An 11,482-nucleotide genomic window follows, 5' to 3' on the forward strand; every position below is an offset into this window, starting at 1 on the left:
GCGCCGCCCCCCGGCCCCCCCTCCGAACGGGTGGGCCGGGTCAGGCCTTCGCCGCCGCCGTCCGCTCGGCGTAGGCGAGCAGGGTGCGCACCGCGCTCGCGGTGCCGCCCTTCGGGGTGTAGCCGAACGGCGCGCCCTCGTGGAACGCCGGGCCGGCGATGTCCAGGTGCGCCCAGTCGGTGCCCTCGGCCACGAACTCCTTCAGGAACAGACCGGCCACCAGGCCGCCGCCCATGCGCTCGCCCATGTTGGCCAGGTCGGCGATGGTCGACTCGGTCATGCCCTTGCGCAGCTCGGCCGGCAGCGGCATCGGCCAGGACTGCTCGCCGACCTCGCCCGCGACGGTGTGCAGGGTCTCGCGCAGCTCGTCGTTGTTGGACATCACGCCGAAGGTGCGGTTGCCCAGGGCCAGCACCATGGCGCCGGTCAGGGTGGCCACGTCGACGATGGCGTCCGGGTTCTCCTCGCCGGCGCGCACGATCGCGTCGGCCAGCACCAGGCGGCCCTCGGCGTCGGTGTTCAGCACCTCGACGGTCTTGCCGCCGTACATGCGCAGCACGTCGCCCGGGCGGGTGGCGGAGCCGGACGGCATGTTCTCGGCCAGCGCGAGCCAGCCGGTGACGTTGACGGCCAGGCCGAGGCGCTTGGCCGCGACCACGGTGGCGAACACGGCGGCGGCGCCGGCCATGTCGCACTTCATGGTCTCGTTGTGGCCGGCCGGCTTCAGCGAGATGCCGCCCGAGTCGTAGGTGATGCCCTTGCCGACGAAGGCGAGCGTGGCCTTGGCCTTCGGGTGGGTGTAGGCCACCTTCACCAGCCGGGGCGGGTTCGCCGAGCCGTTGCCGACGCCCAGCAGGCCGCCGAAGCCGCCCTTGGTGAGCGCCTTCTCGTCCAGCACCTCGACCTTGAGGCCGTGCTCCTTGCCGGCGGCCTGGACGATCGCGGCGAAGCTCTTCGGGTTCAGGTCGTTCGGGGCGGTGTTGACCAGGTCGCGGGCCCGGTTCATCTCCTCGCCGATCGCGGCGGCGCGCTCCACGGCGGCCTTGGAGTCCTTGCTGCCCTTGCGCGGGGCCAGCACGACGAGCTCGCCGACCGGCTCCTTGCCGCCCTCGCCCTTGTAGGTGCCGAAGGCGTACGAGCCGAGCAGACCGCCGAGGGCGACGGCCTCGACCTCGTCCGCGGACTCGGCGGGCAGGGCCAGCGCGGCCTTCTTGGCGCCGGCCAGGGTGCGGGCGGCGACACCGGCGGCGCGGCGCAGCGTCTCCAGGCCGTAGCCCTCCTCGGCCGCCTCGCCGAGGCCGACCGCGAGCACGAGCGCGGCCTTCAGCCCGGCGGGAGCGGGGACCTTGACGGCCTCGCCCTCGGCGCCGGTCGCGCCCAGGGTGGTGAGGACCTCGGCCAGCTTGCCCTCGAACGCCTCGTTCACGGCGTCGGTGCCGGCGGCCAGCACGATGCCCTTGGGGCCCTTCGCGACACCGACCACCAGCGCGTCCGCACGCAGCGAGGCGGCGGCGGAGGTGCTCACAGACAATGCAGTCACGTAATGCGTCCTGTTCTTTCGCGGTCCACGGTCGGGTGCGGCGAGGCTGCCGCACCGGCGCAGCCCGGCGGGCGTCGCGGGTGTCCCTCCGGCGCGGTCCGGGTCCGGGTCCCCTGGCTACGCGCACCCGCCGTTCGCGGACACGCACACCAGAGGCCCCGGCTCCACGCTCGGCGCCGGGCGGGCAGGACCTGCGACGGTGCAGGGCTGCGGTGCTCCCCGCATGGTAGTCCGCATGGTGGGATCACGCGCCGCCCGGTGTCAGGCCAGCAACGCCAGGGCGAACAACGAGCCGGTCGCGGCGGTCTCCGCCGCGGCACCGAGCACGTCCCCGGTGATGCCGCCGAAGCGCCGTACGCAGCGGCGGAGCAGCAGCCACGCGCAGCCGACCCCGAGGGCGAGGGCCAGGGGAAGGCGGACGGATGACGAGCCGTCAAACAGGCCGAGAATGGCCAGAAGGAGCGCCGTCGCGGCCGTCGCGGCCAGGGCGGCCGGGGGAGCGACGGTGCTCGCCACCATCGCCCCGAGTCCGCCCGGCCGCGCGGGCGGAACCGACCGCAGGCAGCCCCATGCGAGCGCGCACCGCGCGGCCACCGCGGAGCACACAACCGCCAGCGCCCCGCGCAGCGGCGAGTGCCCGAACTGTCCGGCCAATGCGGCGATCTGGGCGAACAGGGCGAGAAGCAGCACAAGTACGCCGAAGGGCCCGATATCGGACTGCTTCATGATGCGCAGCGCGTCCTCGGCGGGCTTCCCGCTGCCCAGTCCGTCCGCGACGTCCGCGAGCCCGTCCAGGTGCAGCCCCCGGGTGAGCGCCGCGAGCACGCCCACCGCCGTGACCGCCCCGAGCAGCCCGCCCGCCCGCCAGGCGACGAGTGCCCCGGCCCCGGCCGCGATCCCGCCCAGCACGAGTCCCACGGCCGGCGCCAGCACCATGGCCCGCCCCCCGGCCGCCCGGTCCCACCGCTCGACCCGCACCCGCAGGACCGACAGCGTCCCGAACGCGAACCGCAGCCCGTCGCCCCAGCCGGCCCGCTCCACGACGCACTTCCTAACTGTGTGAGACGGCGGACGGCGGCCCGAACGCCGAGCCGCCGTCCGCGGGTTGTCCGTACCGGTGCGCGCCTACAGCCGCCGCAGCAGGTCCGCCGCCGACGGCAGCCTCGGCTGCTCCTTGGGCGCCGCCGGCACGTACGCGCGCGGCGCCTCGTCCGCGAGCGCGTCCCCGGCGGCCTGGAGCAGCGGCAGCGCCAGCAGCGCGCCGACGCCCTCGCCCATCGTGATCCCCTGCTCCTGCATCGGCGTCAGCGTCAGGCGGTCGTACGCCTTGGCCTGGGCCGGCTCCCCGCTGGACTGCCCGGCGCGCCACCACTCCGGCGCCCGGAACGCGATCCGCTGCGCGACCAGCGCGCAGGCCGCCGAGACGACCCCGTCCAGCACGACCGGCAGCTTGCGCACGGCGGCCTGGAGCAGGAAGCCGGTGATGGCGGCGAAGTCCGCGCCGCCGGTGGCGCCGAGCAGCGCCAGCTGGTCGCCGAGGACCGGCCGGGCCCGCCGCAGCGAGTCCCGGATGGTCGCGCACTTGACCATCCACACGCGGTCGTCGATGCCCGAGCCGCGCCCGGTCACCGCGGCGGCGTCCGTCCCGCACAGGGCGCCGATCAGCACCCCGGCGACGGTCGTCGAGCCGACCCCGAGGTCACCGAGGAGCACCAGGTCCGTCCCGGCGTCGGCCTCCTCGTCGGCGACGGCCATGCCGGCCCGGAAGGCCCGGACGGTCTCCTCGGGCGTGAGGGCGTCCTCGATGTCGATCCGCCCGGAGCCGCGCCGGATCCGGTGGCCGACCACCTCGTCCGGGAAGTCCGCCGGGTCGGTGTCCACCGCGACGTCGACGATCCGCACGTCGGCGCCGTACCGGGAGGCCAGCCGGGCGACCGGCGCGGTGCCGTCGAGCACGGCCCGCACCCGGGCCGCGGTGCCGCCCGCGGCGGGCAGCCGGGACACCCCGAGCGCGGCCACGCCGTGGTCGGCGGCGAACAGCAGCACCTTGGGCGCCGAGACCGGCCGCACCGGGGAGCGCCCCTGCACGGACGACAGCCAGCTGCCCAGCTCCTCCAGCTTGCCGAGCCCGCCGCGCGGCCGGTCGGCCGCCTGCCAGCGTTCGTCGGCGGCCCGCCGGGCGCTCTCGTCGGGGCGCTCGACGAGCGAGGAGAACGTATCGAGATCCACGGTCGTGTCCATCGTCCGAGAGGCTACACGCCGCAGGTGTTCACGCCGCGGCTGGCTTGACCGTCAGAACCTGCCCGGCCACGACCAGCAGCACACGCTGCGAGGCGTCCGCCACGGCCATGTTGAGCCGTCCCAGGGTGTCGCGGAAGCGGCGGCCGGCCGCGGTCGCCGGGACGACGCCCATGCCGACCTCGTTGCTCACGGCGACGACGTGCCGCCCGGTCGCCGCCCAGGCCCGTGCGAGGGCGTCGCACCGCCGCTGCACGGCGGCCTCGGCGCCGCCGGCCCAGGCCGCGTCGTCCCAGGCGCCGCACTCGTCCATCACCGAAGTCAGCCACAGCGCAAGGCAGTCGACGAGCACCGGGGCCGGATCGGCGGTGTCCGCGAGGACCGCCTCCAGGTCGCAGGTCTCGGCGGTGCGCCAGCTCGCCGGGCGCCGCTCGCGGTGCAGGGCGACCCGCTGGGCCCACTCGGCGTCGCCGTCCCGGGTGCCGCCGGTGGCGACGTACAGGACGTCCGCCCGGTCGGCGAGGAGCAGTTCGGCCTTGGTGGACTTGCCGGAGCGCGCACCGCCGAGGAGGAGCGTGCGGGAGGGTTCGGGGTGGGTCGCCATGGTTCCCATCCTGCCGGACCGGGCATACGGAAGATCGTGCCGGGCAGGCTAAGGTGCGCAGCACACTGGCAGGGTCGTCGGCGGGAGGAGCCGGGCATGGTCTGGACGTGGCGGTACGAGAAGGCGGACGGCACCGAGGTGGCGCCGGGCGTCGGGCACGAGGAGTTCGCCGGCCAGGGCGACGCCGAGACCTGGATCGGCGAGACCTGGAAGCAGCTCGCCGAGGACGGTGTCGACAACGCCGTCCTGCTGGACGACGACCGGGTCGTCTACTCGATGAGCCTGCACGAGGACTGACCGGCGCAACCGCCCGTCAGGGGGCGCTACTTGGCCCCGATGACGTGCAGCAGTGCGGCCACCTGCCGGTAGGGGTCGGTGCGCCCGGCGCGGTCCTCGGCCTCCAGCAGCTGGGCCAGCTGGCGCCCGTCCACCGGCGGGGCCGCGTCGTCGGGGGCGTTGTCGGTGAAGACCCGCACGCCGTACCAGTGCTTGAGCGGCACCGACACCTCGGAGAGCGTGACGGACAGGTCGGCGAGCCGGTCGGCGCGGGCGGCCAGTCCGAGCCGGTTGTAGTAGCGGTCGCTCTCGAACGCGTGCAGGGCGGCCCGCCAGTCCCCGGCGGCGGCGGGCCGCAGGGCGAGCGCGTCGCGGTTGCGGACGAGCAGCGAGAGCAGTCCGCCGGGCGCGAGCAGCCGGGCCAGCGAGGCGATCATCGGGTCCGGGTCGGGCAGGTACATCAGGACGCCGTGGCAGAGCACGACGTCGAAGCTGCGCGGGCCGAACCAGCGCCCGCACTGGTGGCCGTCGCCGCTGAGCAGCTGGATCCGCCCGCGGACCTCGGGCGCCTCCTCGGCGAGCGCCCCCTGGGCGACGCCGAGCGCGACCGGGTCGGAGTCGATGCCGGTGACGTAGTGGCCGGCCCGGGCCAGGCGCAGCGCCTGGGTGCCCTGGCCGCAGCCGATGTCGAGGACGCGCTGCGCGGTGCGGCCGGCCAGCTGGTCGGCGAGCTGTCGGCTGACGAGCTCCTGGCGCACGAAGTTGCGCAGTCCGCCGAGCCGGTCCAGCCACGCGGCGGTGCCGCCGGCGAAGGAGCCGCTGCGGGAGGGCAGCCGGCGCTCCTGGCCGGCCCGCTCCTGGCCCGCGCGCTCCTGGCCGAGCCGGTCGTGCCCGCCGTCGCCCTGGCCCGGCAGCGCGTAGAGGCCGGGCCCCTCCCAGGACGGCGGGGCCCAGCCGGAGTCCACCGGTTCGGCGGTCAGGGCCGCTCCCCGCGACGGACCTGCGGCTTGGGCAGCCGCAGCCGGCGCATCTGCAGGATGCGCATCAGGCCGTAGGCGACCGTTCCGCGGGTGTTCTGGCCCGCGAAGCGCTCGCCGAGCTGCTTGCGCAGGCCGAGGCCGAGGCGGACGAAGTCCAGCGCGACCAGCACGAAGAACAGCAGGAACAGCAGGGTGGAGAGCAGCTGCAGGGCCGGCACCTTGACGATGCTGAGGACCAGGATGAGCACGGCCGCGGGGAGGAAGAACTCGGCCAGCGACCAGCGGGCGTCCACGTAGTCGCGGGCGAACTTGCGCACCGCGCCCTTGTCGCGCGCGGGCAGGTGGCGCTCGTCACCGTCCATGAGCGCCTGGCGCTGCTTCTCGCGCTCGACCCGCATCCGGTCGCGGGCCTGCTTGGCGGCCTCCTTGCGGTCCTTGGGCACGACCACCCGGGTACGCCGGTTGGCCTCGGCCTCACTGCGCTTGGGAGTGGGCCGGCCCTTCTTGGCCTGCGGGTCGCGGGCCTGGGTCGTCTCGTCCTGCTTCTCCAGCACGGTGGAGGCAGCGGCATCATCTGAACGGCGTCGGAACACACCACCAGCGTACGGGGTGCGGCGGCGCTTCTCGGGGCGGCCTCGGACGCAAACGCGTATCGATCCGCGAGGTGGGAACCCGCCCGGGGTTTTCCGGCCCCTTCCCGTAGGGGATCAGTCGGGTGGAGGATTGGGGGGATGAGAATGGGATCCACCCGGGGGATGAGGAAGAGGCACCCAGCGCTGTAGCAGTCTTGTTGCAGGCAGGTGCACTGCGGCGACGGGCTCGCTGCACATACACTCGTCGTGTCTGGTAACGAGATAGAGACCGCAGGCCGGAGAAGGGGGCACCCGAGGCCCATGAGCGACGGAATCATGAAGCGTATGGGGTTGATCTTCCGCTCCAAGGCGAACAAGGCCTTGGACCGGGCGGAGGATCCCCGTGAGACGCTCGACTACTCCTACCAGAAGCAGCTCGAACTGCTGCAGAAGGTACGGCGTGGCGTCGCGGACGTCGCGACCTCGCGCAAGCGCCTGGAACTCCAGCTGACCCAGCTCCAGCAGCAGTCCGCGAAGTACGAGGACCAGGGCCGCAAGGCGCTGTCGCTCGGCCGCGAGGACCTCGCGCGCGAGGCGCTGACCCGCAAGGCCAACATGCAGTCCCAGATCAACGACCTGGAGGCGCAGTACCAGGCGCTCCAGGCCGAGGAGGAGAAGCTCACGCTCGCCTCCCAGCGGCTGCAGGCCAAGGTGGACGCCTTCCGCACCAAGAAGGAGACCATCAAGGCCACCTACACCGCGGCCCAGGCGCAGACCCGCATCGCCGAGTCCTTCTCCGGGATCTCGGAGGAGATGGGCGACGTCGGCCTGGCGATCCAGCGCGCCGAGGACAAGACCGCGCAGATGCAGGCGCGGGCCGGCGCGATCGACGAGCTGCTGGCCTCCGGCGCGCTCGACGACGCGAGCGGTCTCGGCCGCAAGGACGACATCGAGGCGGAGCTGGAGCGCGTCGCCGGCGGTTCGGACGTCGAGCTGGAGCTGGCCCGCATGAAGGCCGAGCTGTCGGGCGGTCCGGCTGCCGGCCCGGCCGCGATCGAGCAGGGCAAGCCGCAGCAGCAGCCGCACGATGCGCCGCAGGACACCCCGCGCATCAACTACAACAAGTGAGCTGAGCTCCACCCACGAACCAGGGAGACGCACGGCATGATCATGAGGGTCATGGGTGAGGGGCAGTTCGAGGTCGGCGAGGCCCACCTCAACCTGCTCAACGAGCTCGACGCGGAGCTCGTCACCGCGGTCGACTCGGGCGACGAGGAGCTCTTCCGCTCGGCGTACGGCAAGCTGCTGGACGCCGTGAAGCAGTACGGCACCAGGCTGCCGGACGACTCGCTGGAGCCGTCCGAGCTGATCCTGCCGGCCGCGGAGGCGACGATCGACGAGGTCCGCGCGCTGCTGATGGCCGATGACGAGGGCGTCATCCCCGGGTACCCGGAGTAGCCTTCCGCACCGCTCGGCGCCAGACGAAAGGGCGGGCCCCCTCCACTCGGAGGGGGCCCGCCCTTCGTGCGTCCGCCGCTGTTGCGGCAGGGCGAGTGTTACGGCAGGGCGAGCATCCGGTCCAGCGCCGCCTTGGCGTACCGCTCGGTCTCCGGGTCGACGGTGATCACGTTCGGCACCCGGCCCTCGACCAGCGACTCCAGCGCCCAGACGAGGTGCGGCAGGTCGATCCGGTTCATGGTCGAGCAGAAGCAGACCGCGCGGTCCAGGAAGACGATCTCCTTGTCCGGGTGCGCCTTGGCGAGGCGGCGGACGAGGTTCAGCTCGGTGCCGATGGCCCACTTGGAGCCGGGCTCGGCGGCGTCGAGCGCCTTGATGATGTACTCGGTGGAGCCGACCATGTCCGCGGCGGCGACGACCTCGTGCTTGCACTCCGGGTGCACCAGGACGGTGACGCCGGGGATGCGCTCGCGGACGTCGTTCACCGAGTCCAGGCTGAACCGGCCGTGCACCGAGCAGTGGCCGCGCCAGAGGATCATCTTGGCGTCGCGCAGCTGCTCGGCGGTCAGGCCGCCGTTCGGCTTGTGGGGGTTGTACAGGACGCAGTCGTCCAGCGAGAAGCCCATGTCGCGCACCGCGGTGTTGCGGCCGAGGTGCTGGTCGGGCAGGAACAGGACCTTCTGCCCCTGCTCGAAGGCCCACTCCAGGGCGCGCTTGGCGTTGGAGGAGGTGCAGATGGTGCCGCCGTGCTTGCCGGTGAAGGCCTTGATGTCGGCGGAGGAGTTCATGTACGAGACCGGGACGGTCACGTCGGCTATGCCGGCGTCGGTCAGCACGTCCCAGCACTCGGCGACCTGCTCGGCGGTGGCCATGTCGGCCATCGAGCAGCCGGCCGCGAGGTCGGGCAGGACGACCTTCTGGTCGTCGCCGGTGAGGATGTCCGCGGACTCGGCCATGAAGTGCACGCCGCAGAAGACGATGAACTCGGCCTCCGGGCGGGCCGCCGCGTCCCGGGCGAGCTTGAACGAGTCGCCGGTGACGTCGGCGAACTCGATCACCTCGTCGCGCTGGTAGTGGTGCCCGAGGATGAAGACGCGCTCGCCCAGCGCGGCCTTGGCCGCCCGGGCGCGCTCGACGAGGTTCGGGTCGGAGGCCGGGGGGAGGTCACCGGGGCACTCGACGCCGCGCTCGCTGTTCGGGTCGGCCTCCCGGCCGAGCAGCAGCAGAGCGAGCGGCGTCGGAGTGGGGTCGACGCCGTAGGTCTCGGTGATGGTGGTGGTCACGGGCGGGTGCCCTTCTGTGCGGCCGATCAAGCGGTGAAGCCTTTTCGTCTATCTGACACTATCTATGATAACCGGTTAGCGTCAGAGTGACGATGGCCATCCTGTCGATGTGACGAGAACCGCTTGCCGGATCGGATGCTTCCGGGCGTGGCCGAATCGGTATCCGGGCGGCTCCGGGTGTGCGCCGAGCGCCGGGGGCCGCACTCGCGAGAAGATCGTGCTGCCGGTGACCTGAACCACGAGTGGCGCCCTGGTGTACGCCTCCCGGTCATCTGTCAGCGGTGAACTCGCTCATGTCATCCGCCAGAATGGATGCCGAACCGTTTCGGCAGACCGGCCACTGCCGTCCCGTCCGCCGATCCCCGCACGACCCGTGGAGCCCCGCACCGATGAGCAGCAGCCGAGCGCACGAGGTGACCGGGGCGGACCTGGACGAGACCGACCGGCTGCTCCTCGCCCGCCTCGGCAGCGACGGCCGTGCCTCCTACGCCGAGATCGGCCTCCAGGTGAACCTCTCCGCCACCGCCGTCCGCCGCCGGATCGACCGGCTGCGGGCGCGCGGGGTGGTCCGCGGCTTCACCGTGGTGCTCGACCCGGCCGTGCTCGGCTGGCAGACCGAGGCCTTCGTCGAGGTGTACTGCCGCGAGCGGACCGCCCCCGAGGAGATCCTCGCGAGCCTGCGCCAGTTCCCCGAGGTGGTCGCCGCCTGGACGGTCACCGGCGACCCGGACGCCCTGGTCCACCTGCGCGCCGCCGACATGCGCCACCTGGAGGCCGTCATCGAGCGCATCCGCCGCGAGCCCGGGGTCCAGCGCAGCCGCTCCTCCGTCGTCCTGTCCCAGCTGATCGGCTGACCCGGACGGCCCTCTCCGGGGCGTACGCAGGAATCCTGCGCGGACCGGCCCGAAGACGCTCGAAACCTGCCTGACCAGCCGCGTTCCGACGCGCGGCCCACCCCCTTCGCTGCCTACGCTGATCACGTCCGGTCAGCGCGGTGAACGCTCCCCGCCCGGCCGGATCCCCCGACCCCACAGCCGAGAGGGACAGCCGTGTCCGCAGCACCCGACCGCATGCACCGGCCCGACAACGACCTGGTCGACCTGGTATTCGACTACATGCGGGAGCGGCTGCAGTACGACCCCGTCCCGCTCGACCACCCCGGCGACGGCGAGCACCTGCGCGCCCAGCTGGCCGGCCTGCTGAACCCCGAGGGCAACAGCCCGGCCGACGTGCTCAAGCTCTACGACCACGAGCTGTCCCGCGCCGTCATCTCCGCCGACAGCCCGCGCTACCTGTCCTTCATCCCGTGCGCCCCCACCAAGGCCGCGCTGCTGTTCGACATGGTCGTCTCCTGCGCCTCCCTCCAGGGCATCTCCTGGCTGGAGGCGGCCGGCGCGATCGCCGCCGAGAACCAGGTGCTGCGGCTGATCGCCGACCGCGCGGGCCTGCCCGAGACGGCCGGCGGCTGCTTCGTCTCCGGCGGCTCGGCGGGCAACCTGTCCGCCCTGGTCGTGGCCCGCGACACCGCGCGCCGCAAGCTGGGCGTCGGGCCGGAGGCACGCCTGCGCATAGCCGTCGCCGACCAGGTGCACTCCTCGGTCAAGAACACCTTCAACATCATCGGCGTCGAGGCCTTCAAGGTCCCGACCGTCGACCGGCGGTTCACCGGCGAGGCGCTGCGCGCGGCCCTGGCCGCCGACCCGAACCCCGAGACGGTGATCGCGGTCGTCGGCACCGCCGGCACCACCAACGAGGGCATCGTCGACGACCTCCAGGGCCTCGCCGAGGTCGCCCGCGAGCGCGACATGTGGTTCCACGTGGACGGCGCCTACGGCGGCGCGGGCCTGTTCGCCCCCTCGGTCCGGGCCCGCTACAACGGCATAGAGCACGCCGACTCCTTCGTGGTGGACCCGCACAAGTGGCTGTTCGCCCCGTTCGACTGCGCCGCGCTGATCTACCGCAACCCGCAGCTCGCCCGGGCCGTCCACACCCAGGACGCCTCCTACCTCGACGTCCTGCACACCGAGGGCGACGAGTGGAACCCCACCGACTACGCCTACCACCTGACCCGGCGCGCCCGCGGCCTGCCGCTCTGGTTCTCGCTCGCCGTGCACGGCACCCAGGCGTACACCGACGCCATCGAGACCGGCCTCAAGCTGGCACAGGACACCGCCCGGCTGATCCGCGACACCGAGCACCTGGAGCTGCTGTTCGACCCGCAGCTCTCCGCGGTCTGCTTCAAGCGCACGGGCTGGACCAACGACGACTACTACCGCTGGTCGCAGCAGCTGCTCGCGGACCAGATCGGCTTCGTCACCCCCACCGGCTGGGACGGCGAGACGGTCGCCCGCTTCGCCTTCCTGCACCCGGGCACCACGATGGAGATGGTCCGGGAGATCCTGGACACCATGGCCTGAGCCCCGCACACCTCACCGCGGCCCCCCCGGAGCACCCCCCGCGGGGCCCCGGCACCCCCCCCGGCAGGGCCCGACAGGAACGCCCCCGGCGGCCGGGACGGCGCCCGCGGCCGC

General features: G+C 73.2%; 12 protein-coding genes. 5 read left to right on the forward strand and 7 right to left on the reverse strand.

What is annotated here, in order from left to right; genetic code table 11:
* Nucleotides 1-40 precede the first annotated feature (40 nt).
* From ACFV4G_RS07850 to cobU, 4 genes are all read right to left on the reverse strand, one after another.
* On the reverse strand, nt 41-1,540 hold the full coding sequence (locus tag ACFV4G_RS07850; protein WP_380437646.1) for a leucyl aminopeptidase: 1,500 nt from the start codon (nt 1,538-1,540) through the stop codon (nt 41-43).
* 261 nt (nt 1,541-1,801) lie between these two features.
* Nucleotides 1,802-2,581, reverse strand: coding sequence for an adenosylcobinamide-GDP ribazoletransferase (locus ACFV4G_RS07855; protein WP_380437648.1), 780 nt, complete (start codon nt 2,579-2,581; stop codon nt 1,802-1,804).
* Between the two features lie 84 nt (nt 2,582-2,665).
* Nucleotides 2,666-3,781 (reverse strand): nicotinate-nucleotide--dimethylbenzimidazole phosphoribosyltransferase, encoded by a 1,116-nt coding sequence (locus ACFV4G_RS07860; RefSeq protein ID WP_380437650.1) that lies wholly within the window; start codon nt 3,779-3,781, stop codon nt 2,666-2,668.
* A gap of 28 nt (nt 3,782-3,809) precedes the next feature.
* The gene (gene cobU, locus ACFV4G_RS07865) at nt 3,810-4,382 is read right to left on the reverse strand and encodes a bifunctional adenosylcobinamide kinase/adenosylcobinamide-phosphate guanylyltransferase (protein WP_380437652.1); all 573 of its coding nucleotides are present in this window, start codon (nt 4,380-4,382) and stop codon (nt 3,810-3,812) included.
* Between the two features lie 96 nt (nt 4,383-4,478).
* On the opposite strand from cobU, the gene ACFV4G_RS07870 reads away from it, so the two are divergent.
* Nucleotides 4,479-4,679 (forward strand): hypothetical protein, encoded by a 201-nt coding sequence (locus ACFV4G_RS07870; protein ID WP_359967816.1) that lies wholly within the window; start codon nt 4,479-4,481, stop codon nt 4,677-4,679.
* 26 nt (nt 4,680-4,705) lie between these two features.
* Here ACFV4G_RS07870 and ACFV4G_RS07875 read toward each other — a convergent pair whose 3' ends face one another.
* Both ACFV4G_RS07875 and ACFV4G_RS07880 read right to left on the reverse strand, forming a co-directional pair.
* The gene (locus ACFV4G_RS07875; protein ID WP_380437764.1) at nt 4,706-5,416 is read right to left on the reverse strand and encodes a class I SAM-dependent methyltransferase; all 711 of its coding nucleotides are present in this window, start codon (nt 5,414-5,416) and stop codon (nt 4,706-4,708) included.
* A gap of 218 nt (nt 5,417-5,634) precedes the next feature.
* Nucleotides 5,635-6,231 carry a DUF3043 domain-containing protein gene (locus tag ACFV4G_RS07880; protein ID WP_380437654.1) on the reverse strand — a complete coding sequence of 199 codons (597 nt, stop codon included), beginning with the start codon at nt 6,229-6,231 and terminating at the stop codon, nt 5,635-5,637.
* Nucleotides 6,232-6,531: 300 nt separating this feature from the next.
* On the opposite strand from ACFV4G_RS07880, the gene ACFV4G_RS07885 reads away from it, so the two are divergent.
* Together ACFV4G_RS07885 and ACFV4G_RS07890 are read left to right on the forward strand one after the other, a co-directional pair.
* The gene (locus tag ACFV4G_RS07885; protein ID WP_380437655.1) at nt 6,532-7,338 is read left to right on the forward strand and encodes a PspA/IM30 family protein; all 807 of its coding nucleotides are present in this window, start codon (nt 6,532-6,534) and stop codon (nt 7,336-7,338) included.
* Nucleotides 7,339-7,374: 36 nt separating this feature from the next.
* Nucleotides 7,375-7,668 carry a hypothetical protein gene (locus ACFV4G_RS07890; RefSeq protein ID WP_363652151.1) on the forward strand — a complete coding sequence of 98 codons (294 nt, stop codon included), beginning with the start codon at nt 7,375-7,377 and terminating at the stop codon, nt 7,666-7,668.
* A gap of 98 nt (nt 7,669-7,766) precedes the next feature.
* Here ACFV4G_RS07890 and nadA read toward each other — a convergent pair whose 3' ends face one another.
* Entirely contained in the window at nt 7,767-8,951 is a 1,185-nt protein-coding gene (gene nadA, locus ACFV4G_RS07895; RefSeq protein ID WP_380437657.1) for a quinolinate synthase NadA, read from the reverse strand.
* Nucleotides 8,952-9,340: 389 nt separating this feature from the next.
* Between nadA and ACFV4G_RS07900 the strand changes: the two genes are divergently transcribed.
* Nucleotides 9,341-9,805, forward strand: coding sequence for an Lrp/AsnC family transcriptional regulator (locus ACFV4G_RS07900; protein WP_359967830.1), 465 nt, complete (start codon nt 9,341-9,343; stop codon nt 9,803-9,805).
* Between the two features lie 195 nt (nt 9,806-10,000).
* Nucleotides 10,001-11,368 (forward strand): pyridoxal phosphate-dependent decarboxylase family protein, encoded by a 1,368-nt coding sequence (locus ACFV4G_RS07905; RefSeq protein WP_380437659.1) that lies wholly within the window; start codon nt 10,001-10,003, stop codon nt 11,366-11,368.
* Nucleotides 11,369-11,482 lie beyond the last annotated feature (114 nt).

The sequence above is a fragment of the Kitasatospora sp. NPDC059747 genome (assembly GCF_042732955.1).
Taxonomy (GTDB): Bacteria; Actinomycetota; Actinomycetes; order Streptomycetales; family Streptomycetaceae; genus Kitasatospora.